This is a genomic window from Sphingomonas sp., from assembly GCF_041661825.1.
Taxonomy (GTDB): Bacteria; Pseudomonadota; Alphaproteobacteria; order Sphingomonadales; family Sphingomonadaceae; genus Sphingomonas.
The window spans coordinates 1035219-1059084 of record NZ_JBAZTU010000002.1; the positions used below are offsets into that span (position 1 = coordinate 1035219).

The 23866-nt window shown below is 66.7% G+C and carries 16 protein-coding genes; 8 read left to right on the top strand and 8 right to left on the bottom strand.

The window, feature by feature from the left end; genetic code table 11:
• Position 1: 1 nt before the first annotated feature.
• The gene (locus WC729_RS12140) at positions 2-625 is read left to right on the top strand and encodes a response regulator (RefSeq protein ID WP_372852987.1); all 624 of its coding nucleotides are present in this window, start codon (positions 2-4) and stop codon (positions 623-625) included.
• A 3-nt stretch (positions 626-628) separates the two neighbouring features.
• Here the strand turns inward: WC729_RS12140 and WC729_RS12145 are convergent, their stop codons facing one another.
• Both WC729_RS12145 and WC729_RS12150 read right to left on the bottom strand, forming a co-directional pair.
• Positions 629-3124 carry an ABC transporter permease gene (locus WC729_RS12145; RefSeq protein ID WP_372852989.1) on the bottom strand — a complete coding sequence of 832 codons (2496 nt, stop codon included), beginning with the start codon at positions 3122-3124 and terminating at the stop codon, positions 629-631.
• On the bottom strand, positions 3121-3795 hold the full coding sequence (locus WC729_RS12150) for an ABC transporter ATP-binding protein (protein ID WP_372852991.1): 675 nt from the start codon (positions 3793-3795) through the stop codon (positions 3121-3123). The genes WC729_RS12145 and WC729_RS12150 overlap by 4 nt, the downstream gene beginning before the upstream one ends.
• A gap of 59 nt (positions 3796-3854) precedes the next feature.
• On the opposite strand from WC729_RS12150, the gene WC729_RS12155 reads away from it, so the two are divergent.
• From WC729_RS12155 to WC729_RS12165, 3 genes are all read left to right on the top strand, one after another.
• Positions 3855-4502 (top strand): arylesterase, encoded by a 648-nt coding sequence (locus WC729_RS12155; protein ID WP_372853320.1) that lies wholly within the window; start codon positions 3855-3857, stop codon positions 4500-4502.
• 430 nt (positions 4503-4932) lie between these two features.
• Entirely contained in the window at positions 4933-5277 is a 345-nt protein-coding gene (locus WC729_RS12160) for an ArsR/SmtB family transcription factor (protein WP_372852993.1), read from the top strand.
• 3 nt (positions 5278-5280) lie between these two features.
• A complete protein-coding gene (locus tag WC729_RS12165) occupies positions 5281-5757 on the top strand; it encodes an SRPBCC domain-containing protein (RefSeq protein WP_372852995.1) in 477 nt (158 codons plus the stop codon).
• A gap of 9 nt (positions 5758-5766) precedes the next feature.
• Here WC729_RS12165 and WC729_RS12170 read toward each other — a convergent pair whose 3' ends face one another.
• Together WC729_RS12170 and WC729_RS12175 are read right to left on the bottom strand one after the other, a co-directional pair.
• Positions 5767-6771: a cupin-like domain-containing protein gene (locus WC729_RS12170; RefSeq protein ID WP_372852997.1), complete on the bottom strand. Its 1005-nt coding sequence runs from the start codon at positions 6769-6771 to the stop codon at positions 5767-5769.
• A 7-nt stretch (positions 6772-6778) separates the two neighbouring features.
• Entirely contained in the window at positions 6779-7492 is a 714-nt protein-coding gene (locus tag WC729_RS12175) for a SapC family protein (protein ID WP_372852999.1), read from the bottom strand.
• A 527-nt stretch (positions 7493-8019) separates the two neighbouring features.
• Here WC729_RS12175 and WC729_RS12180 point away from each other — a divergent pair.
• Together WC729_RS12180 and WC729_RS12185 are read left to right on the top strand one after the other, a co-directional pair.
• A complete protein-coding gene (locus WC729_RS12180; protein ID WP_372853322.1) occupies positions 8020-10962 on the top strand; it encodes a TonB-dependent receptor in 2943 nt (980 codons plus the stop codon).
• Between the two features lie 104 nt (positions 10963-11066).
• Positions 11067-12614 carry a tryptophan halogenase family protein gene (locus tag WC729_RS12185; protein ID WP_372853001.1) on the top strand — a complete coding sequence of 516 codons (1548 nt, stop codon included), beginning with the start codon at positions 11067-11069 and terminating at the stop codon, positions 12612-12614.
• A gap of 6 nt (positions 12615-12620) precedes the next feature.
• Here WC729_RS12185 and WC729_RS12190 read toward each other — a convergent pair whose 3' ends face one another.
• From WC729_RS12190 to WC729_RS12205, 4 genes are read right to left on the bottom strand one after another with little or no spacing between them, the layout of a single operon-like run.
• Positions 12621-14156, bottom strand: a complete 1536-nt coding sequence (locus tag WC729_RS12190; protein WP_372853003.1) for a DHA2 family efflux MFS transporter permease subunit — start codon at positions 14154-14156, stop codon at positions 12621-12623.
• Entirely contained in the window at positions 14156-15361 is a 1206-nt protein-coding gene (locus tag WC729_RS12195) for an efflux RND transporter periplasmic adaptor subunit (protein ID WP_372853005.1), read from the bottom strand. The genes WC729_RS12190 and WC729_RS12195 overlap by 1 nt, the downstream gene beginning before the upstream one ends.
• Positions 15358-16767 carry an efflux transporter outer membrane subunit gene (locus tag WC729_RS12200; RefSeq protein ID WP_372853007.1) on the bottom strand — a complete coding sequence of 470 codons (1410 nt, stop codon included), beginning with the start codon at positions 16765-16767 and terminating at the stop codon, positions 15358-15360. The genes WC729_RS12195 and WC729_RS12200 overlap by 4 nt, the downstream gene beginning before the upstream one ends.
• Complete coding sequence (locus WC729_RS12205) at positions 16758-17228, bottom strand: MarR family winged helix-turn-helix transcriptional regulator (protein WP_372853009.1); 471 nt, start codon at positions 17226-17228, stop codon at positions 16758-16760. Before WC729_RS12205 ends, WC729_RS12200 begins: the two co-directional genes overlap by 10 nt.
• Positions 17229-17532: 304 nt before the next feature.
• On the opposite strand from WC729_RS12205, the gene WC729_RS12210 reads away from it, so the two are divergent.
• Both WC729_RS12210 and WC729_RS12215 read left to right on the top strand, forming a co-directional pair.
• Positions 17533-19659, top strand: coding sequence for a BamA/TamA family outer membrane protein (locus WC729_RS12210; protein WP_372853011.1), 2127 nt, complete (start codon positions 17533-17535; stop codon positions 19657-19659).
• Positions 19659-23858 carry a translocation/assembly module TamB domain-containing protein gene (locus WC729_RS12215; RefSeq protein ID WP_372853013.1) on the top strand — a complete coding sequence of 1400 codons (4200 nt, stop codon included), beginning with the start codon at positions 19659-19661 and terminating at the stop codon, positions 23856-23858. The genes WC729_RS12210 and WC729_RS12215 overlap by 1 nt, the downstream gene beginning before the upstream one ends.
• The last annotated feature ends 8 nt before the right edge of the window (positions 23859-23866 follow it).

Below are 23866 nucleotides of genomic sequence, written 5' to 3' on the forward strand. Positions count from 1 at the left end.
GATGAGCAGCCCAATCCGCATCCTGATCGTCGACGACCACGCCATGCTGCGCGAGGGCGTCAGTGCGATCCTCAACATCGAAAGCGATATGGAACTGGTCGGCGAAGCGCAGGACGGCGCCCAGGCGCTGGAGCGCTTCCGCGCACTTCGCCCCGACGTGACGCTGATGGACCTGAAGATGTCCGGCATGAACGGGCTGGAGACCATCACCGCGATCCGCAGCGAATTCCCCGAGGCCAGGATCCTGGTGCTGACCACCTATGCCGGCGACGTGCTGGCGGTGCGCGCGCTCCGGGCGGGCGCGGCCGGCTATCTGCTCAAGAGCAGCCTGCGCAAGGAGCTGCTGGAGGCGATCCGCGACGTGCATCGCGGCCGCCGGCACCTGCACCGCGACGTCGCAGACGAGATCGCGCTGCATGTGATCGACGAGGATCTGAGCGAACGGGAGGTCGCGGTGCTGCGGCTCGTTTCGATCGGCAAGGCCAACAAGCAGATCGCCCGCGACCTCGGCCTTTCGGAAGAGACGGTGAAAGGGCATTTGAAGACGATCTTCGCGAAGCTCGACGTGGCCGATCGCACCCATGCGGTCACCGTGGCGGCGCGGCGCGGGATCATCGAGCTCTGACGGTCAATCCTCTCGCAATGCCAGTGCCGGCCGCACGTTCAACACCGGCAGGCTGCCGAGCACGCCGATGCCCAGGGTCACCAGGATAGACGCCGCCAGCGTCAGCGCGACCACGCCCCAGTCCGGCGCCCAAGGCAGGTCGAACACCTGCACGATGACGTACCATCCTGCCCCCGCCCCGATCGCCAGCGCCACGCCGGCGAGCAGCAACCCGAGCAGCGCATATTCCATCGCCTGGACCGCCAGCACCTGCGCCCGGCTGCCCCCGAGCAGCTTCAGGATCACCGCATCCATCCGGCGGGCACGGGCCGAGGCAGCGACCGCGCCGACCAGCACGGCGATGCCGGCCGCCACCGTCACGGCCGCGGCGGCACGGACGGCGAAGGCGATCCGGCCGAGCAGCTCGCCCAGCTGCCCGATCACATCGCCGACCCGGATCAAGGTGACCGAGGGCAGGGCCGCGCCGACTTCGCGCGCGATCTGTCCGTCACGGCCCGGCGGGGCATAGACGCTGGCGAGCAGGCTGTGCGGCGCTTCCTCGATCAGGCCGGGCGAGAAGACGATCGCGAAGTTCAGGCCGAGCCCGCTCCAGTCGATGGTACGCAAGGCCGCGATGCGCGCCGGCACATCGACGCCGAGCACGGCGACGGTAATCTCGTCGCCGATCTTCAGGCCGAGCGACGCCGCCGCCTTGTCCTCGATCGAGACGAGCGGCGGGCCGCGATAGTCGGCCGGCCACCACTTCCCAGCGCTGATCGTGTTGCGCGCCGGCAGGGTCGCGGCCCAGGTGATGGTGCGGTCGCCGCGGAGCACCCAGGCGTCCTCGGGCAAGTTCTTCATGTCGGTCACGCGCCGGCCCTTGAGCGCCACGACCGAGCCGCGCAGTGACGGCGTCGCCTCGAACCGCGCATCGGGCGTGGCGCGCTTGACCGCAGTCTGGAAGGTCGTCGCATCCTCGGGCTGGAGGTCGATCGCGAAGAAGCGCGGTGCCTTGGCCGGGGCGGCATTGGCCATCTCGCTCGACAGGCTGGTGTCGATCACCGCCAGCGCGACGAACAGCGAGAAGCCGAGCCCCAGCGCGACCACCAGCCGGTCGGTCTGCGCGCCGGGCCGGTGGAGATTGGCGAGCGCCATGCGCAGCAGCGGTCGGCGTGGGCGCGGCAGCCTGGCGATGCCGCGCCGGAGTGCCAGTCCGATCAGCCAGAGCGCGATGATCAGGACCGCGATGGCGCCGACGAAGCCCAGCGCGAGGATCGGATCCGACGCCGTGAGCACCGCGAGCGCGACCAGCGCGGCGAGCAGCCCGGCCATCGCCCCGATCACCCGCCACGATGGCAGATGGCGCCGGGCGACTGCGCCACGCAGCAACCGTGCCGCAGGGACGCTTCGCGCACGGGCCAGCGCCGGGAGCGCGAACAGGACGCCGACGATCAAGCCCAGCGCCGCCGCGCTCAGCAAGGGCGCGGGATAGAAAGCGAGGCGTGGCGGTACGGGCAGCGCGTCACCCGCGAAGGCAGTGACGATCGCCGGTACCGCCGCGCCGAGGACCAGGCCGCCGCCGATGCCCGCGCCGGCGACCAGGCCAAGCTGGATCAGAAACATCGAGGCGATGGTGCTCGACCGTGCGCCCAGCACTTTGAGCGTCGCAATGATCGGGGTCTTGCCGGCGAGATAGGCGCTGACGCCGCTGCCTACGCCGACCCCGGCGATGGCTAGCGCGGCGAGCCCGACGAGCAGGAGGAACTGGCCGAGCTGGGCAATGCCGCGCCTGAGCCCACCGGCGGCGCTATCGGCGGTGCGTTCCGACCAGCCCGCGCCCGGGAAGCGCGCGGTCAGGCGTTTGCCCAGCGCCTCGACATCCACACTCGGCGGGAGTGCCAGGCGGTAGCGACTCTCATAGAGGCTGCCCGGCTGCACCGCATTGGTCGCATCGAGCCCGGCCATGTCGACGATCACGCGCGGGCCGAAGCTGAAGCCGTCGCCCAATGCGTCCGGCTCCTCGGCGATGATGCCGATCACGGCGAGGCGCGCGGTACCGATGCGGATATGGTCACCGACCTTCAGCCCAAAGCGATCGGCGAGCGCGGGCGCGATGGCCGCCTGGCGCCCGTGCGGCCGCTGGGCAGTGGCGCCCGGGGCGAGCCTGAAGCTACCGACGAGCGGCCAGTGATCGTCGACGCCCTTGAGATCGATCAGGGTCGGCGTCGCGCCGCCCTCCGGCTGGACCATCGCGCGCATACCGACGGTTTCCGCCATGCGGCCGCGGGCGGCGAAGGCAGCGCTTTCCTCGATCGTCGCGCGGCGTTGCGAGATGCGCATCTGCAGGTCGCCGCCAAGCATGGCCCTGCTCTGCCCCTCCAGCGCGGAGAGGATGCTCGCCGACAGGCTGCCGATCCCGGCGAGCGCGGCGGTGCCGAGGAACAGGCACAGCGCAAGCAGCATCAGGCCGCGCCCACCGCGCCGGAGATCCCGCAGTGCCAGCCGCCAGGCGAGCCTCACGCGCGGCGCCGGTCAGCGACGATGCGGCCGTCGGCCAGCTCGATCACCCGGGCGCAGCGGGCCGCCAGTGCCGGATCATGGGTGATCACGAACAAGGTTGCGCCAGTGTCCCGGTGGCGCGCGAACAGCAGGTCCATGATCGCGGCGCCGGTCGCGGTATCGAGATTGCCGGTCGGTTCGTCGGCGAACAGCAAGGCCGGGCGCGGCGCGAGCGCGCGAGCGATGGCGACGCGCTGCTGCTCGCCGCCGGAGAGCTGGGCGGGATAATGGTCGAGCCGGTGGCCGAGCCCCACGCCTTCCAGTTCCGCCGCAGCCCGCTCGAACGCGTCGCGCTCGCCGGCCAGTTCGAGCGGGACGGCGACATTCTCCAGTGCGGTCATGGTCGGGAGGAGGTGGAAGGCCTGAAGCACGATGCCGATCCGGCCGCGCCGCGCGACCGCGAGCGCATCCTCGTCGAGCGTCGCGAAATCCAGGCCGGTTACGCCGACGGCCCCGCTGCTCGGCCGCTCCAGCCCGGCGAGGATCGCCATCAGCGACGACTTGCCCGACCCCGACGGCCCGAGCAGCGCGACGCTGTCCCCGGTGGCGACCGAAAGGTCGATCCCATGCAGGATCTGCACGCGGGCGGGCGGTTGCCCCAGCGCCAGCGTGACCCCGTCGGCAACGATCACGTTGCTTTCGTTAGGTGTGGGGCTATCCGGGATACCGGCCGATGCGGAAGAAGATGATGATGCCACGATTCCCGGGATATGGCGTGCTTCGCCGACTTGTCCAACTCGGCTTGTTGCTGGCGCTCACCGCCGCCGCGCCGGCGCCACCCAAAAAGCTGGTCTGGGCGTTCGGCGACAGCCTGACCGCGGGCCTCGGACTGCCGCCGGACCAGGGATATGTGCCGCAGCTGCAACGGGCGCTTCGGCAAGCCGGCGTCGATGCAGAGGTGCGCAATGGCGGGGTGTCGGGCGACACCGCCGCGCAAGGACGCGCGCGCTTGCTATGGGGCCTGCGCGGACTTGGCCAGAAGCCCGATCTCGTCCTGCTCGAACTCGGTGCGAACGATATGCTGCGCGGCCTGCCGACAGGCCAGATCGCGAGCAATCTCGACCGCATCCTGACCGAGTTGAAGCGGCGCCAGATACCGGTGCTGATCATGGGCATGCGCGCCGCGCCCAATCTCGGCGCAGATTATCGCGGCGCGTTCGAGAGCATCTATCCGCGCCTGGCGAAACGATACGGCATGCCGCTCTATCCCTTTTTCCTCGACGGCGTGGCAGGCAACCGCGCCCTGATCCAGGCCGATGGGTTACACCCCAATGCGAAGGGGGTCGCGATCGTGGTGCGCAAGACCTTGCCGGCGGTGCGGGCGGGGCTTGGGCGGTAGCCCGATTGACCCGTTTTGCTCCCTGTTTCGGCCGATTAACAGGGAAGGAACAGGGAGGGGAAAAACTCCCTCCCTGTTATGTTGGATTCGGAGTGCCTTTTTTCGAAGAAATATCAATGATTTGACCCACGCCCTCCCTGTTATGCGGAACAGGGTGTAAATTCGGCATAACAGGGTGAACCCGCGCCAATAACAGGGTGGGCATGCGGCGTTCCAAGACGCCCTTCGGTCGGTCATGTCAAAGAGCGCGGCGGGTGTCGGGAACCCGCATCCGGAAGCATCATGCAGCTATTTCGATTGGGTTGAATCGACCCGTCATCATCAAAAGGCTGCGCGATCCACCCCTGGGGCATTCCGGTCCCAGAACCCGCGACACCTGCATCGAGCGCAAGCTCTTGACTCGTACATTGCCATATGGCTATATATCTAAATGGCAATGCAAATAGACCCCGGCCTCGATGCCGTCTTTTCCGCGCTCGGCGACCCGACACGACGCGCGATTCTCGCGCGCCTCAGCCTCGGCGAGGCGAGTGTCTCCGAACTCATGCGACCCTTCTCGCTCAGTCAGCCGACCATCTCGAAGCATCTCAAGGTGCTGGAGAATGCCGGCCTGATCGAGGGCGGCCGCGATGCGCAGCGCCGGCCGCGACGGCTGCGCGCCGAGGCGATGAAGGACATGGCCGACTGGATCGAGCCGTTCCGCCGCCTGTGGGAGCGCCGCTTCGACAATCTCGACCAACATCTGGCCACCCAAGCCGCGAAAGAGGAGGACTGACTCATGTTCACTGCCACCGACACCGACAACGACCTCATCAACCCCACCGGCTTCACGATCGATCGCGAAACGAACACGATCCGCTTCATGCGCGCTTTCGACGCCCCTTCCATCCGCGTCTTCGAGGCGTGGACTCAGCCCGAGCAGGTATCCGGCTGGTGGGATCCGACGGGCGAGCGCCTCAGTTCGTGCGAGATCGACCTGCGCCCTGGCGGTGCCTTCCGCTTCGTCAGCGGGCACCATCCCGACCGGCCCTTTTCCGGCATCTATCGCGAGATCGCGCCGCCGCACCTGATCGTGTTCGACGCCAATGGCGCGGTCGGCCGGGTCATGCTCGACGAGGCTGCGGGCAGGACTCGCATGACCGTCGAGATCCAGTGCCAATCGGGCGAGCATCTCGACCAGTATATGCAGATGGGCGTGCATCTCGGCACCAGCCGGACGCTCGACAATCTCGTCGCCTTTATCAGTCGAGGCTGACGGCGGCGCTCAACCGCGCAGCATCTGCATCACATAAGCGCGGATGCGACCGTAATTGTCGCGGAGCGGCCCGAGGATGCCGTGCCGCTCCGGCGGCAGATGCGCGAGCGGATGCCCATTCTCGCGGAAGACATAATGGTCGAACAGCGCCTTCCAGGCGCCGCGTTCGCCCTCGGGCCGGTCAGCGATGGCGATCATCGCGAGCAGCATCGTCGTATAGGGCGCGTCCGGCCCCGCGCTGAACGCGTCCCACCAGTAATTGACCAGCACGTTGAACGGCGCGGTCGATTCGACCTGATGCCACCAGAGCTTGGGGAGATAGAGCCCGTCGCCGGGTTCGAGCTCGGCGACCAGCGCCTGATCGCGAACTGCCGCGAAGCGCGGATAGCGCGGATCGCCGGGGGCCGCCGCGGCGGCGAGGCTGACCGGCTGCCCCGCCATCGTCCGGTCGATCGGGCCGACATAGAGGCTGTCGATCAGTCGGGGATCGTACAAGGTGAAGCGCCGGCGGCCGGCGACGACGCAAGCGATATTGTCCATCGTGTCGTAATGCGCCGCGACATTGGACGCGTGTCCCATCCAGATGCGCGGCCTGATGCCGGGCAGCATGGGGAGCGGGTTGCGATCGGCGAGACCCGGGAGATAGTCGTCGATCGACAGCGAGCCGGCATAGATGCTGTCGGCATCGGGCTTGCCCAGGCCGGCGACGATCGCCTCGAGCGCCTCTGCGAAGCGCATCCGCCGACGCTCGAAATTGAAGCCCTGCAGCGTCTCGTCATAATAATATTTGCCGGCGATACGCGGCGCGCCGAAAAAAGCCTCCATGTCACGCCCTGCATCGAACGGTGCGAGGTAGCGCGCGAACGCGGCCGGCGAGTCAGTCGCCGCCGCGATCGCCGGCCAGTCGCGCACCAGCCCGCGCAGCAGGACCGGGCGGCACGGCTCGACCACATCCCGCCGGAACGCCGCGGCGCCCGTGATGGACCCTACCGGATATTCCTCGACGGCGGGCATGGCCGGCTCAGAACGCTCCGGCCGGGGCCAGCGCCGTCAGCCGGTCGTTGCGGCGGCGCGCCAGCGACGGAACCTGGTTGAGCGAGCCGAGCATCAGCGACGCGGCATGGAGATAGCCGCGCCGGAACAGGTCGACCACCTGTACATCCTCGAGATCGCCCAGCGCATCGCGATTGATCGTATAGGCGCCCGCCACGCTTCTCTTCGTGCCGTCGTCGAAACTCACATCGATATCGATCGGTTCGACCAGCTTGAGATCGAGCATCGTCCGGATGAACGCACGCGTCTCCTCCATGCCCGGCCGCAATTCCCGGAAGGCGGCGATGATGCGCTGCAGATAGGGCGTCGGCTCCCCGACATCGTCGAACACGCGCTCGCCGCCGAAGGCGCTGATCCGTGGGCTGTCGAGATCAATCGCGAGGCCAGTCTCGGTCGCGAAAAAAGGTTCGCGCTCCAGGTTGAGCGGCCGGTAACCCTTCATGCCACCGCCCGGCTCGAGGAACAGATTCTCGCCTTCGCCGAAACCGAGCATCGCGCCGCAGAAAAAGGCGCCAGTGTCCGACTGCTTGCCGAACAGGATCGGATAGTCGACCGCGAGCAAGGCGAATTCCCGCAGGATCACCTGGACGAGGTGCCGATCGTCGCCGTTGCGCGGGGACGCGACGGTATCGATGCGCAGGTCGCGGTGCGCGACGGTGTCCAGTGGCACGATATTGCTCATTTATTCCGCCGCCCTTCCCATGGCCGCGCCGTTCTCACGTCGGCTGACCGATCCGTTTTGGCGATGGCTTTCGCCGCGCCCCTGACCATGGGGCTCGCCATCGCCCGATGGTAGCTGCCGCCATATGCGAAGCCAATGGTGGATGATAGCGCACACAAACTAGATCCATTCCTGTTGTAGATCCGTTCATTTCAATCTTCCGACTGGGCGGCGGCTCGCCGTTCGGCCCTGTAAATGTGGCAAATATGACGCTTGCCCAACAAAAATGTTCGCGCTACCAATATAGGATATATAATATGCGAAAGCGCATATAGGATATGAAAATCGATGAGGCGCGTAACGGCGCGACCTCACCAGGAGGAGGATGAGTGGGGCTTCATTCATCATCGTGACGAAATGCGTCGTCGGGCCCCTGGGCCTGGCGCGGCATGGGGCGTGGTTCGCAGTGACCCGCGCCGACAAGGATGCGCCAACCGGGAAGAATGCCGGGCGCCGAACCAGAAACTAAGCAGGAGAGAAGAATGAGCATGAACAGGGTGGGCACACAACCAAACAGGGGGAGCGCGCTGCCGATACGCAGCCTTCTGCTCCTCGGCGCTTCGACGCTCACGATGATGGCGGCACCGGCCTATGCCCAGGCCGCGGCGCAGCAGGACACTCCGGCCGCCGCCGAGCCAGCATCCCCTTCCGAGGACATCGTCGTCACCGGCATCCGCGGTTCGCTCCAGCGCAACCTCGACATCAAGCGCGACGCGGTGGGCGTTCTCGACGCGATCTCGGCGGAAGACATCGGCAAGTTCCCGGATTCGAACGTCGCATCAGCACTGCAGCGCCTGCCCGGCGTGTCGATCCAGCGCGACGGCGCGCGCGGCGAAGCCACTGGCATTACCGTCCGCGGCTTCGGCGGCGACTTCAACGAGACGTTGTACGACGGCCGTCGCGTTCCGACGACGAACGGCGGACGCTCGGTCGATTTCAGCACGGTCGGCGCCGATTTCGTCGGTCAGCTGAACGTGATGAAGACCCCGGACGTCTCGATCGGCGCCAGCTCGATCGGCGCGACCCTCAACATCCTGTTCCCCAAGCCATTCGACCATCCTGGATTCCGGCTGGCCGCGACCGCATCGGGATCGTACCAGGAATTCGCCAAGAAGGTGGTGCCGACCGGCGGACTGCTGGTCAGCCAGACCTTTGCGGACGATACTTTCGGCATCCTGGCCGATGTGGTCTATACCCGCCACGATACCCAGTCGAACCAGGCCTATATCAATGGCTTCGGCTTCGCGTATTTCGCCCCCTGCCAGCTGGCGGGAAGCACGGCGCCGACCTGCTCGCCGACCTCGGCGCTCGAGGACGCCAACCACGTCCCGACACCAGCCAGCAATTTGACGAGCGTCCGCGGTGCGTTCGAACAGCAATATGGCCTGAGTCAGATCTACACCAAGGATGAACGCATTGACGGGCGCCTTGCCCTGCAATGGCAACCGTCCGACAAGGTTCTGGTAACGCTCGACAGCAATTTCTCGCGTCAGACGATCAACCAGGATTCATTCGGGTTCGGTATCTGGTTCAACCAGGGTGCTCTTCGCAACGTCACGCTCGACAGCAACGGCGTGCCGACGAACTTTACCCAGGCGGGCACGCAGACCGACTTCAATGCCACCACGAACAGCGACGTACGCCAGACGAGCCAGACCGGCCTGAACGTGAAGTGGGACGTATCCGATAACTTCAAGGTCGAAGCCGACGCCAACTATGCCAGGGGCTGGCGCAACCCGGACGGGCGAGTCAACAGCCGCAACGGCGACGTAGGTTATGGTTTCGGCATCGGTCCGTCGCTCGGCATTCTCATCGCCGGCGACAGCACGAATTCGATTCCGACGCTCAACAATTATGGCGTCAACGGTGACGAAGCGCGCTGGACCGATACCTCGGTCATCGGATCGCACGTGACGGTGAACACCGCGAACAAGAACACCGACACCGTCAAGCAGGCTCGCCTGTCGGGTGAATGGAAACAAGACGACTTCTCGCTCAAGTTCGGCGGGACCTATCTCGACGACACGTTCGAAATCCAAACCAGCGACACCTTCGCCAACAACTTCTGGCAGGCCTATTCGGGATATGGACCGCCCTCCGGTGGCACGACGGGCGTTCTGCTCCCGGCGAGCCTGTTCAAGGGTACCGTGAGCACGGCCAATTTCCTTCCGGGCTATACGGGCAATCTGCCACCGACGCTGCTGCGCTATACGGCAGCGGACTATCAGGCGTATCTGACGAGCCTGGGCAATCCGCAGACGAAGAATATCCCCGGCTTCAACTATGGCGATCCGCAGGTCGGGCCGAACTTCAAGGGAACCTTCGACGTTGCGCTCAACCCGGGTAGCGTTCAGGTCATCACAGAGAAGACTTGGGCGGCGTTCGTCCGCGCCAGCTTCGAAACCGAGATCGCAGGGATGAAGTTCAACTTCAACGCGGGTGCCCGCGAGGAAGTCACGAACATCACTTCGAGCGGTATCGGCCGGCTGCCGCTGACGCTGACCCAGGGCATTGGCGATCCGACCCTGTTGTCGGTCGGGTTCTCGCCGAGCCAGGCGGTCACGACGAAGAGCAGCTACGCCTATCTGCTGCCCAGCATCGACATGAAGCTGAACATCACGGACAAATTCGACGTGCGCTTCGATGCCTCGCGTACGCTGACTCGTCCGAACCTCGGCTTCCTGACGCCGGTTCTCAACGTGGGCAGCGGGCAGCGGCTCGGCGCGTTCACGGCGACCGGCGGCAACCCGACGCTCAAACCGTATCTATCCGACAACTTCGATCTCACGGCCGAATGGTATTACCAGCGCAACTCCTACTTCGCGGTGGATCTGTTCGTGAAGAACGTCAGCAACTTCATCGTTGCCGGCGTGACTCGTCAGCCGATCAACAATGTGATCGATCCGACGACCAATCTGCCGGCGCAGTTCTCCGTTTCGGCCCGGGTCAACGGACCGGACGCGACGGTGAAGGGTGTCGAAATCGCCTGGCAGCACGTGTTCGGGGACAGCGGCTTCGGCTTCAACGCCAACGCCACCCTCGTGGATACCAACAAGCCCTATGATCCGAACGACTTCAGCCAGAGCGGCTTCGCCGTCACCGGGCTGGCCAATTCGGCGAACTTCGTCGGATTCTTCGACAAATACGGCTTCCAGGCCCGCGTCGCGGTCAACTGGCGTGACGAATATCTGCTTCAGTTCGGCCAGGCGCAGAACAATGGCAGGTTCGGTGCCGAACCGACCTTCGTGAACCAGAGCACGCAGATCGACTTCAGCACGAGCTACAATCTGACGAAGCAGTTCACGATCTTCGCCGAAGCCACCAACCTGACCAACGAAACGTACAGCACGCATGGCCGGTACAAGAACCAGCTGCTGACCGCCTATGGTTATGGCCGGCGCCTCACGGCCGGTGTTCGGTTCCACTACTAGGAAGAGTCGCATCCCCTGGGGCCGTCGACCGTCACGGTTGGCGGCCCTCTTTTCTTTCATGCTAGGTGCGGCCCGGGCCACACCCAAGAAAGTAACCGACTGATATGGTTCGTCCGGTTCGCAATATCGTCATCGTCGGCGGCGGTACTGCCGGCTGGCTCACCGCGGGCGTTATCGCCGCGCGGCACAAGGGCCGGATCGCGGCGGGCGACTTCACCGTCACCCTGATCGAATCGCCCAACGTCAAGATCATCGGCGTCGGCGAGGGCACCTGGCCGACGATGCGCACCACGCTGCAGAAAATGGGCGTTTCCGAAACCGATTTCTTCCGCGAATGCGACGCTGCCTTCAAGCAGGGCGCGAAATTCGCCAAATGGACCACGGGCGCCGAGGACGACGCCTATTACCATCCGCTGATGCTGCCCCAGGGGTTCAGCGAAGTGAATCTGGTGCCGCACTGGCTGCAGGACGGGCACGGCCGGACCTTCAGCGATGCGGTCTGCCCGCAGGAAGCGATCTGCGAGGCGGGCCTTGCGCCCAAGATGATCACCACCGCCGAATATGATGCGGTCGCCAATTACGCCTATCACCTCGACGCGGGGAAGTTCGCGCCCTTCCTGCAGAGGCATTGCACGAGCACCCTTGGCGTGCGCCATGTGCTGGCCGATGTGACGACGGTCAACCAGGCCGAGGACGGCGACATCCTGAGCCTCGGCACCGAACAGGCGGGCGACATTCCGGGCGACCTGTTCGTCGACTGCACCGGCTTTGCCTCGCTGTTGCTGGGCAAGACGCTGGGCGTGCCTTTTCGCGAATGTTCGGACATATTGTTCTGCGACACCGCGATCGCGATGCAGGTGCCGTTCGACGACCCCGATGCGCCGATCGCGTCACACACCATCTCGACCGCGCAATCGGCCGGCTGGATCTGGGACATCGGCCTGCCGACGCGGCGCGGCACCGGTCATGTCTATTCGAGCGCGCATATCGACGACGAGACCGCCGAGCGCGAGCTGCGCGCCTATGTCGGCCCCGCGGCCGAGGGGCTGACCGCGCGGAAGATCCCGATCCGCGCCGGGCACCGCGAGACCTTCTGGAAACGCAATTGCGTCGCGGTCGGGCTGGCCGCCGGGTTCATGGAGCCGCTCGAATCCTCGGCGATCGTCCTGGTCGAGCTGTCGGCCAAGCTGATCGCGGAGCAGATGCCGGCCAATCGCGAAGTGATGGACATCGTCGCCAGGCGCTTCAACGAGACCTGCCATTATCGCTGGGGCCGGATCATCGACTTCCTGAAGCTGCATTATGTGCTGACCAAGCGGCGCGACACCCCGTTCTGGATCGACAATGTCGCGCCCTCCAGCATTCCGGAGCGGCTGCGCGAGCTGATGCATTTGTGGAAATACCAGCCGCCCTGGTTCTTCGAGGAGTTCGACCGGCTGGACGAGATCTTCCCCGCCGCAAGCTATCAATATGTCCTGTACGGCATGGGCTATGAGACCGAGGCCAATCCGCTCGAGACGGCCTCGACCCGGCAGCGGGCGGCACGGCTGATCGACGAGAATGCGCGGATGACGGCGCGGATGCGCGACCAGCTCCCCCGGAACCGCGATTTGCTGAAGAAGATCCAGCAGTTCGGGTTCCAGGCGATCTAGGTGGCCTTAGTCCGCCGCGATCGGGCCCTTGGGCGGTTGCGGGCGGCGGGTGAGCCAGACCACGAAGATCAGGATCGCGCACAGCCAGGCCGAGACGCGGAACAGGTCGGTCGAGGCGAGCAGATAGGCCTGCCCCACCATCTGGCGGGTAATCGCGCCGGCCGCCTGGACATCGGTCATGCCAAGCCGCCCGAGCGCCTCGCGCGCCGCCTGCAGGGGCGATCCGGTGCCGACGGCTTCCGACAAATGGCTCTGATGCAGCGCCTCGCGCCGGTCCCACGCCGTGGTGATGATCGAGGCGGCGAAGCTGCCCGCCGTGATGCGCGCGAAGTTGGAGATGCCCGTCGCCGAGGGGATGCGCTCCGGCGGGATGCCGTCGAGCGAGATCGTCACCATTGCCAGGAAGAAGGTGCTCATCGCCACGCCCTGGACGAGCAGGGGCAGCATGAAATCCCATTCGCTCGCGCCGGTCGTGTAGCCGGCGCGCATATAGTAGGAGATGCCGAACGCCACGAAAGCGATCGAGGCGAGGATCCGCGCATCGACCTTGCCCGAGGCGCGGGCAACGAACGGCGTGAGGATCACCGCCACCACCCCGCTCGGGGCCGCGACCAGGCCGGCCCAGGTCGCGGTATAGCCGAGCTGAGTCTGCAGCCAGAGCGGCAGGATCAGCGTGTTGGCGAAGAACACCGCATAGCCGAGGCAGAAGGCGATCGACCCGAACAGGAAATTGCGGTTCTTGAACAGGGTCAGGTCGACCGTCGGATTGGCGTCGGTCAGTTCCCAGATCACCCAGCCGGCAAAGCCGATCACCGCGATGACCGCCATCACCACAATCCGGGTGGAATTGAACCAGTCATCGTTCTTGCCGAGGTCGAGCATCATCTGCAGCGATCCGACCCACAAAACGAGCAGGATCAGCCCGACCTGGTCAATCGGCAGTTTCCGCGTCGGCGTCTCGCGGGTTCGCAGGCTCTGCCAGCAGACGAACGCGCAAAACAGGCCGACGGGGATGTTGATCAGGAAGATCCAGCTCCAGTGATAATTGTCGGAGATATAGCCGCCCAGGATCGGCCCCATGATCGGCGCGACCAGGGTGGTGATCGACCAGATGCCGAGTGCGGTGGAGCGCTTCTGCGGCGGGAAGATCGCGATCAGCAATGCCTGGCTGCCCGGAATCATCGGGCCCGACACGGCGCCCTGCAGGATGCGGAAGCCGATCAGCGAGGGCAGATCCCAGGCGATGCCGCACAGGAAGGAAGCGAAGGTGAACAGCAGCACCGAGACGCTGAAGGTCTTCACCACGCCGAACCGGCCCATCAGCCAGCCGGTCAGCGGCACGGCCACGCCGTTGGCGACGGCGAAGGCCGTCACGATCCAGGTGGAATTGTCGCTGCTGACGCCGAGATTGCCGGCGATGGTCGGCAGCGAGACGTTGGCGATGGTCGAATCGAGCACCTGCATGAAGGTGCCGAGCGCCAGCGCGAACGCTGTCAAGGCTAGCGCGCCGCCCCGGAGCGGCGCCTGGGCGGCGCCGGACATCAGCGGTTCGCCGCGATGATCTGCGCGATGCGCGCCTCGACCTTGGGGTCGCCGCCATCGGACGCGCCGTCATGATAGACCTGACGCGCCGGAGCACCCACGCGCGCGCCGCTGGCGTCCGCCGTGTCGATCGTGGCGTTGACCGAGAGGCCGACGCGCAGCGGGTTGCGCTGAAGTTCGCCCCGGTCGAGCGCGATGCGTACCGGCAGGCGCTGCACCACCTTGATCCAGTTGCCGCTGGCATTCTGCGGCGGGAGCAGCGCGAAGGCACTGCCGCTGCCGGCGCCGAGGCCGATGACCCGGCCGTGATAGACGATGCCGCTGCCATACATGTCGGCGATCACCGTCGCCGGCTGGCCGATGCGGATGTCCTTTAGCTGAGTCTCCCGGAAATTGGCGTCGATCCAGACCCGGTCGAGCGGGACAACCGCCATCAGCGGGGTGCCGGCCGCGACTTGCTGGCCGAGCTGGACGGTGCGCTGCGCGATGACGCCGTCGATCGGCGCGGTGATGTGCATATGGCTGTGCGCGATGGACGCGCGGCGATAGGCCGCGATCGCCGCGAGCACCGCCGGGTTGGTCGAGACCGTCGTGCCTTGCACGCCAGTGCGCGACTGGGCCTGCTGGCTGCGCGCGAGGGCGAGATTGGCCTGGGCGACCTTCACTGCATCGGCGGCGTGGCTGAGTTCCTCGCCGGAGACGGCGCCTTCGGCTGCGGCACCGCGACGACGCGAGAGGTCGTTCTGGGCACGCTGAAGCTCGGCCTGGGCCTGGCCGACGGCAGCGCCGGTTTCGTTGAGCTTCGAGAAGTCGGACCGGGTCGAGCGGACCGCGCGGGCCAGCTCGGCTTCAGCGGCGGCGAGGCCGACGTCCACCGTAGCCGGATCGAGATCGAGCAGGGGCTGGCCGGCACGCACCGTCTGGGTATTGTCGGCATGGATGGCAAGGATGGTGCCGGGGTCGCGCGCGGTGATGGAGACGACATCGCCTGCGACATAGGCGTCGTCCGTCTCCTGCTCGGGCTTGGCGAGCACGAAATGGAACACCGCCCAGATGATTGCCGCGATGGCGACGAGGATGGCCAGAATGGTCAGCCCGCGACGGCGCGCCTTCGGGTTTCCACGCACGGGCGGGCTCGGAGGAGCGGCGGGCTCTGGAGCAGCCGGCGTTTCGGCGGGCACTTCGATCTTTTCCATCTTGGTCATTTCGGGTCCTTCGGATCGAAGCCGCCGCCCAGCGCCATGACCAGCGCGACCCGCTGGCTGGCGGCATCGGCCGCGAGATTGGCATCGGACTGCTGCGCGTCGAGCAGCCGCACATCATTGTCGACAAGGCCGAGACGGGATTCGAGCCCGCTCGACACGCGGATCGTGTTGAGCCGCCCGGTCTCGGCAAGGCCGCGCACGACCTCCGTCTGGCGCGCGCGATCCTCGGCGAGGTTGCGGATGCGGGTGAGCGCATCGGCGGCTTCGTGGACCGCGCCGACGACCTTTTCGTTATAGTCGGCGATCGCGATATCGACCCCGGCGGTCGCGCCTTCGAGGCCGGCCTTCAACCGGCCATTGTCGAAGATCGGCAAATGGATCGCGCCGCCGCCGCCCGCCGTGCCGGCGTCGGCGTTGAAGAAATTGCCCACGCCGATCGCCTGCAGGCCGACAAGCGCCGACAGGTTGACGTCCGGATAGAAGGCGCGGCGCGCAGCCAGCCGACCTTGCGAGGCAGCGTCGATCCGCGCGAGGGACGCAGCAACATCAGCGCGGCGGGCGAGCAGATCGGCCGGGATCGTTGCCGGTAACGGCAGGGCCGCATCGAGCTGGAGCCGCGCGGGGACGATGGTCGCGGGATAGTCCACACCGCGCCCAGCCAGCGCGGCCAGCGCGTTCGCTGCGAGTTCCCGCTGCGCCGTGGCGCGGACCAACGCCTGTTGCGCCTGGGCGAGCAGGGTCTGCGCTGCCTGCGCGTCGAGATCGCTTGCCAGCTTGTTGCGGATGCGGACCTGCACCAGCCGGAGCGAGCCCTGGCGAGTGGCGATGGTCTGTTGCGCAAGGGCCGCGAGGCGTTCGGCGCGGGCGAGTTCGATATAGGTCTGTACCACCGAGCCGGCGAGCGCGAGGCGTGCAGCGGTCGCATCGAGCACTGCCGCCCGTGTGGAGGCGCGGGCACCGGCGATCACGGCCTTTTGCCGGCCGAACAGGTCGAGGTTCCAGTTCAGGCCAGCCTGGGCCTGACCGATGAATCGGGTGGTGCCGGCAAAGGGCGGCGGGATCTGGTAGCGGCCGCTGAGGCGAGCGACCTGGGCCTGGGCGTCGAACGCCGCATTGGGGCCGTCCTCGGCGCGCTGGCTGGCGAGGATCGCGCTTGCCTGGCGCACGCGGGCGAGCGCCGCGTCGAGCGTCGGATTGCCGGCTTGCGCATCGGCGACCAGCCGGTCGAGCTGCGGATCGCCGAACGAGCGCCACCAGTCATCGGCGATCGCAGGGAAGGCGGCGTCGGTAGCACCGGTCAGGCCGAGCGCGGAATCGGCGATCGGCGCGACTTCGGGCCGCGATGCGGGGATCGCGCAGCCGGCAAGCAAAGCAGTGGTGGCAAGCGCCAGGGCGGTCAGGCGCATGACGGTTCTCCGACACTTGACTCAAGCGTCGTCCGCAACCGCTGCAGATAGCCGATCAGCTGTGCGGCATCTTCGGGCGACCAACCGGTAAGCCAGCCGTTCCAGAGATCGACCACGCCGTGCATGCAGCGCTCAGCGACCTGCTGGCCTTTTTCCGTCAAAACGAGATTGATCACGCGCCGGTCGCCCTCGTCCCGGTCGCGGGCGACAAAGCCGCGCTCCTCGAGCGAGTCGACGAGACGCGTCGTCGCACCCTTGTCATGCCCCAGGTCGTGAGCGAGCGCGCGGCAGGTCATGCCCCGCTCGAACCAGATCGACACCAGCGCTGACCATTGCAGATGCGTGATGTCCTCCGCGATGAAGATCGGCTCGAGCCCGATCAGCGCCGTCTGGAAGATGCGCTTGGTCAGATAGCCGACCGAGATGTCGGGGTTGAACTTCTCGTGCGAGTAGATCGGCACCTCGTTGCTCCAGCAATGGTTGCTTCGGCAACTAATAAGCGTGCCATCCCACCGTTTCAAGTGAGCGGTACGGGGAAAATTTCGACTCATGCCTTGGTATGAGAGGCAGCCGGAGGCGGGTGTTCGACGTGCCGAGGGAACCAGCGTGGCTTTCGGACGGTTAAACAGGACAAGGGGCCGGGATGGCCGGGTTGTGTCTGGACCTGACCCAGCCCGCCCGATAGGCGCCGCACGGGAAGGTACTTCACTTCATTGGCGCCCGGGGGGACAGGCTGTTTTGCGTTCAAGCTCAAGCTTACTCCTGTTGGCGAGCCTGTATGCCGTTACGCAGCCTGCATCCGCACAGCGCCGCCCCGATCCGGTGGAACAGGCGCGCGAAGACCAGAAGGATCAGGCGGCCAAGGCCGATTCCACCGCGCTCGAAAGCAGCGACCCGATCATCACGGATTCGCAGTTCCGGGAAGCGTTGCCGCCGATCGACGGAGAGCTGAATCAGCCGCTCACCCCGATCGAGAGCATCGATGCGATGCCGGCCGAGCCCGCCGCCCAGCCGACGACGCCGAGCCCCACCGCTCCGCAGACGGTCGCCGCGCCCGCCGCCGACGACCCGACGCTCAACCAGCTCCTGCCCCCGCTTGCCGGCTTCGACGTCGAGCCACCTCCCGCGACAACGCAGACCGAGGTCGCGGATACGCCGCCCGAGCTTCGCTACTCAGTGAAGATCGAAGGGCTCGACGCGGTCAACCTCGAAGGCCCCTTCCGCGCGCTCTCGGCGCTCGACAAGGGTAACGGCAAGGGTGCCAACGGCGCGGTGATTGCCGCACGGGCGAAGGAGGATGAGGGGCTGGCCCAGCGGCTGCTCCGGTCCGAGGGCTATTATGACGGCGTCGTCTCCTCGCTGGTGGAACCGGTGCAGAACCAGCCGGGCCGAGTCACCGCGACGATCAGCGCAGCACCTGGCACGCGCTATACGCTCGGCTCGATCGTCATCGAAGGGCCGGAAACGCTGCCGCCGGGCCTGGTGCGAAGCGCGCTGGCGCTGCGGACCGGCGATCCGATCGTCGCCAGCGCAATCGAGGCGGCGGAGGGCGGCGTCGCACTACAACTACCGCAACAGGGCTATCCCTTCGTGAAGGTCGGGCAGCGCGACATCGAACTGGACGATGCGACTCATCTCGGCGCCTATACGTTGCCGGTCGATCCGGGGCCGCGCTCCTCGTTCGGCACCTATTCGACGACGGGCAAGCTCGCCTTCGACGCGAAGCATGTCGGCATCCTCGCCCGCTTCAAGCCGGGCCAGCTCTATGACGAGCGGCAGGTGAGCGACCTGCGCGAGGCGCTGGTCGCGACCGGCCTGTTCGACAGCGTCGCGGTCGAGCCGCGCCAGACCGGCCGGACCGCGCCAGACGGCACCGAAGTGGTCGACCTGCTCGTGACCCAGAATGCCGGCAAGCCCCGCCGCCTGGCCGCGACCGCGGGCTATTCGACAGGCGAAGGCATCAAGCTCGAGGCGAGCTGGACTCATCGCAACCTGTTCCGCCCGGAAGGATCGCTGACCTTCACAGGCACCGCGGGCACGCAGGAGCAGGGCGTGGCCGCGACCTTCCGCCGCGCCAATGCCGGACGGCGCGACAAGACGGTGTTGCTCGGCATCACGGCGGATCGGCAGGATTTCGACGCGTACAAGGCGCTGACGATCGGCATCAACGGCAAGATCTCGCTCGATTCCACGCCGATCTGGCAGAAGCGCTGGACCTGGGCCTACGGCTTCGAGCTGCTCGGATCGCGCGAAGACACGTTCCAGGCGGCGACCGGCAAGCGCGACTATCAGAATTACGGCATTTTCGGCCTGAATGGCCAGGTCGGCTTCGACAGCACGAACAGCCTGCTCGATCCGACCAAGGGCTTCCGCGCGATGGTCCGCATCAGCCCTGAGACGTCGCAGACCCAGGGCAGCAACTATCGCTATGTCCGCGCGCAGGTGGACGGCAGCACCTATTACCCGGTCTCCGACAGCCTGGTGGTGGCCGGGCGCGTGCGCGTCGCCTCGATCGCCGGCGCGCCGCGCGATGCGATCGCGCCGTCGCGGCGGCTCTATGCGGGCGGCGGCGGATCGGTGCGCGGCTTCGGCTATCAGCAGCTCGGCCCGCGCGACATCAATAACGATCCGATCGGCGGGCGCAGCCTCGTCGAAGGCGCGATCGAGGCGCGATACCGGTTCGGGGACTATGGCATCGTGCCGTTCTTCGACATCGGCCAAGCCTATGCCTCGACTCAGCCGAAGTTCAGCGACCTGCGCTACGGCGTCGGCATCGGCGCGCGCTATTACACCAATTTCGGGCCGGTTCGCTTCGACGTCGCCACACCACTGGGCCGGCGCAAGGGCGAGTCCAAGGTCGCGATCTACATCTCGATCGGGCAGGCCTTTTGATGGCCGAGACCGAGGTCGAAACCGTCGCGCCACGCCGCCGTTTCCCGGTTGGACGCATCGCCAAATGGGTGGCGATCGTCATTGCCGCGCTGCTGGCGCTCGCCGTGCTGGCAGCGTTCGCGCTCAATACCGATCCCGGCCGGCGATTCCTCGTCAGCAAGCTCTCCGGCTATGAGACCGCGTCCGGCCTGAAGGTCGAGCTGGGCCGCCTGGAGGGCTCGCTCTACGGCAAGCTCACCATCCGCGATTTGAAGATCAGCGATCCCAAGGGTGTGTTCGCGACAGCACCACAGGTCGACCTCGACTGGCGGCCCTTCGCCTTCATCCGCAACCATGCGGACATCCGGTCCGCCAGCGCGCCCCTGATCACCCTCGCCCGCCTGCCCGAACTCAAGCCGGTGCCGAGCGACCCCAACGCCCCCACCCTGCCCGATATCGACATCGATATCGGCAAGCTGAAGGTCGACCGCCTCGTGCTCGGCGCGCCCGTCACCGGCACGCGGCGCCTGATGACGCTCGATGCCGTCGCGCATATCGCCGATGGCCGCGCGCAGATCACCGGCAATGCCGCCGCGCTGGATGGCGGCGACCGACTCGCGCTGGTGCTCGATGCGGTGCCGGACCAGGATCGGCTGATCGTCGATGCGCGGCTCAATGCGCCGGCGGGCGGGATCGTCGCAGGGATGGCGGGCCTCACGCAGCCGCTCGTCGCGCGAATCGACGGGCGCGGCAGCTGGTCGTCCTGGCAGGGCCAGGCGCAGGCGATGCTCGGCGGCAAGCCGCTCGCCGCGCTTGATCTCACTGGACGCAACGGCACCTTCACCGCGCGCGGGCCGCTCCATCCCGGGCTGATCCTGGCGGGACCGGTCGAGCGGCTGACCGCGCCGGCGCTGCTGGTCGACCTGACCACTACTCTGGCCCAGCGCCGGGCGAACACGAAGCTGTCGGTCAGGTCCGACGCGCTGGCGGTCACAGCGAACGGTATGATCGATCTGGCGCAGAGCCGCTTCGAGGGCTTGCAGGTCGAGGCGAGCCTGCTCACCCCCGGATCGATCGCGCCGAACCTCAACGGCCGCGACGTGCGCGCGTCGCTGCGCCTTGACGGGGCGTTTGCCCGGCCGCTGGTCGATTACAAGATCAGCGCGGCGGCGATCGGCTTCGACAAGACCGTGGTGCAGGGCCTCTACGCAGAAGGCCGCAGCCGGGTCGACGCCGACCGCATCATCGTGCCCGTCGCCGGCCGTATCGCGCGCGTCACCGGGCTGAACGCGGCGGCCGGCGGATTGCTGACCAAGGTGACCATCAACGGCGAGTTCGCGATCTCGGGCGACACGATCCTTTCGGACAATCTGCGCATCCGCTCACCCCAGATCGACGCGACCGCGATCGTCGTCGCCGACCTCTCGACCGGCATCTACCGCGCCGGGCTGAAGGGGCGGATCAACGATTATCGCATCGAGGGTGTCGGGATCATCAACCTGACGACCGACATGAACCTGGTCACCGTTCCGTCGGGCGGCTTCGGGCTGCAAGGACGGTTCGGCATCGTCACGGTGAAGCTCGACAATGCGGGCGTGGCGGATTTCCTCGGCGGGCGTGCGGTGATCGCCGGCACGATCAGCTTCGATCCCAAGGGCGTGTTCCGGGTCCAGAATCTGCGCGTGGGCGCACCGAATTTCCGCCTCAGCGGAGGCCAGGGCAGCTATTTGCCCGATGGCCGCATCGCGTTCACCGCACAGGGCAATTCCACACAATATGGTCCGCTTGCAGTCGCCGTGTCAGGCACCGCCGAGCGTCCGTTGATCAAGGTCCGGGCGAGCCGGCCCAATGTCGGCGTTCAACTCAGCGATGTCGTTGCGACGATCCGTGGCACGGGCACCGGCTATGCGGTGATCGCGACCGGTGGATCGCCGTACGGGCCGTTCAACGCGGACGTGCTGATCCGTACCGGCGGCGGGCCGCTGACCATCGACATCCACCGGGCGCGCTTCGCCGGGGTCGATTTCGCCGGCACCGTCCGCCAGGCGCCCGCGGGACCGTTCGTTGGGAAACTCACCGCAAACGGTTCGGGCATCACCGGCACGGTCGCGTTGTCGGCGGTCGGCAAGGTCCAGCGGGCGCAGGTCTCGGCCCGCGCCAATGGGGCGCATATTCCAGGGCAGGCCAAGCTGGTAATCGAGCGTGCGATCGTCGAGGCGACGATCACCCTTTACGCCAAGGCGCCGGAAATCCTGGCCGATGTGCAGCTTGCCGGCGTGCGGCAGGGTAATTTCCTGCTCCAGACAGCGCGCGCCAAGGTGAATTACCAGGGCGGGCGCGGCACCGCGCAGCTCGTCGCGAACGGCCAGAGCGGCGCAAGCTTCCGCATTGCCGCCAATGCCCAGCTCTCCACTGACCTGTACCGGATTGCCGCACAGGGTCAGGTCGGCTCGGTGGTTTTCCACCTTGCCCAGCCGGCGGTGATCAGAAACGATCATGGCACCTATGTGCTCGCGCCGGTTGCAATCGTCGTGCCGCAGGGTCAGGTCCGTGTCGCCGGGCGCTATGGCAAGACGCTCGAGTTGCAATCGCGCTTCGACAATTTCGACCTCGCGATCCTCAACACTTTTGCCGCCGGCGCGGGCATTGGCGGCCGGGCGACGGGCAGCCTCGATTATGTCCAGGCCGGATCGGGCGTGCCGCGCGCGGACCTGCGCATCGATATCCGCAGCTTCACCCGCTCCGGTGCGGCGGTCGTGTCGACCCCGGTCGACATCTCGGCGCTCGGCACGCTGCGGCCCGAGGGCGGCACGCTGGCCGCGCTGATCAAGCGCGGCGGCGCAACCATCGGGCAGGCGCAAGTGCGGTTGCAGCCGGTGGGTGGCGGCGACTGGATGACGGCGCTGATGGACGCGCCGCTCGCCGGCGGCATCCGCTATAACGGGCCGGCCGACGTGCTGTGGAGCCTGTCCGGGCTGGCGAACCAGACGCTCACGGGACAGATCGGCATCGCCGCCGATTTCACCGGTCGTATCTCCAACCCGCAATTGACCGGACTGATCCGCGCCAATGCGCTGGCCTATGACAATGAGACCTATGGCACGCGCATCAGCGCGATCCGGCTGACCGGGCGCTTCACCAACGACCGGTTCGAGATCAGCGAGTTCAACGGGCGTGCCGGCAAGGGCACCGTGTCAGCGAGCGGCAGCGTCGGGTTCGGCTCGGACGCGGGCTTCCCGATCGATATCCGTGTGACGCTCCGCAATGCACAGCTCGCCCGCAGTGACGCGCTGGGCGCGACCGTCTCGGGGGAGGTTGCCGTCACGAACAGCAAGGCGAATGGCGGCCTGATCTCGGGCACGCTCAATCTGCCCGAGGTTCGGTACGAGATCATCCGCCAGGGCGCGGCCGAGGTCGCCGAATTGCAGGGCTTGCGGCGCAAGGGCACCAGCCGTGCGCAGGCAGCGCGCGATGCCGCTGCTGCTGCGGCGGGCGTGCCGAGCCTGTTCAAGCTCGACCTGCGCATCCGCGCCGACAATCGCCTGTTCGTCACGGGCATGGGGCTGGAGAGCGAATGGAGCGCCGATCTCCGGGTCGGCGGCACATCGGCCACGCCGGAGGTGGTCGGCAATGTCGATCTGGTGCGCGGCACCTACAACTTCGCGGGCAAGCGTTTCGACCTCGACCAGGACAGCGTGATCCGCTTCGAAGGTGGTTCGGTCGCGAACCCGACCTTGTCGATGCGAGCGACGGCGACCCTTTCGGGTACCGCGATCACGATCAATATCGGCGGCCGGGCGCAGAACCCGCAGATCACCTTCAGCTCCTCGCCGAGCCTGCCGCAGGACGAGCTGCTCTCGCGTATCCTGTTCGGCAACTCGATCACCGAGTTGTCGCCGATGCAGGCGATCCAGCTCGCCTCAGCGCTCAACTCGCTGCGTGGATCGGGCGGCGGGCTGAACCCGCTCGGCAAGCTGCGCTCCGCCTCGGGCATCGACCGGCTGCGGGTGCTTGGTGCTGACGAAGCGACCGGGCGCGGGACCTCCGTCGCCGCGGGCAAGTACATCTCCAACGACATCTATGTGGAGATCGTCACCGACACGCGCGGGTTCACGGCGACCCAGCTCGAGATCGCGCTGTCCAAGGCGCTGAGCATCCTGAGCCAGACCGGCGGATCGAACGGGACCGCGATCAACCTGCGCTATTCGAAGGATTATTGAGGGGCGGA

Coding starts and splice junctions, on each gene's coding strand:
- WC729_RS12140 (WP_372852987.1), top strand. CDS start 2: ATGAGCAGCCCAATCCGCATCCTGATCGTCGACGACCACGCCATGCTG.
- WC729_RS12155 (WP_372853320.1), top strand. CDS start 3,855: ATGCCACGATTCCCGGGATATGGCGTGCTTCGCCGACTTGTCCAACTC.
- WC729_RS12160 (WP_372852993.1), top strand. CDS start 4,933: ATGGCAATGCAAATAGACCCCGGCCTCGATGCCGTCTTTTCCGCGCTC.
- WC729_RS12165 (WP_372852995.1), top strand. CDS start 5,281: ATGTTCACTGCCACCGACACCGACAACGACCTCATCAACCCCACCGGC.
- WC729_RS12170 (WP_372852997.1), bottom strand. CDS start 6,771: ATGCCCGCCGTCGAGGAATATCCGGTAGGGTCCATCACGGGCGCCGCG.
- WC729_RS12175 (WP_372852999.1), bottom strand. CDS start 7,492: ATGAGCAATATCGTGCCACTGGACACCGTCGCGCACCGCGACCTGCGC.
- WC729_RS12180 (WP_372853322.1), top strand. CDS start 8,020: ATGAACAGGGTGGGCACACAACCAAACAGGGGGAGCGCGCTGCCGATA.
- WC729_RS12185 (WP_372853001.1), top strand. CDS start 11,067: ATGGTTCGTCCGGTTCGCAATATCGTCATCGTCGGCGGCGGTACTGCC.
- WC729_RS12190 (WP_372853003.1), bottom strand. CDS start 14,156: ATGTCCGGCGCCGCCCAGGCGCCGCTCCGGGGCGGCGCGCTAGCCTTG.
- WC729_RS12195 (WP_372853005.1), bottom strand. CDS start 15,361: ATGACCAAGATGGAAAAGATCGAAGTGCCCGCCGAAACGCCGGCTGCT.
- WC729_RS12200 (WP_372853007.1), bottom strand. CDS start 16,767: ATGCGCCTGACCGCCCTGGCGCTTGCCACCACTGCTTTGCTTGCCGGC.
- WC729_RS12215 (WP_372853013.1), top strand. CDS start 19,659: ATGGCCGAGACCGAGGTCGAAACCGTCGCGCCACGCCGCCGTTTCCCG.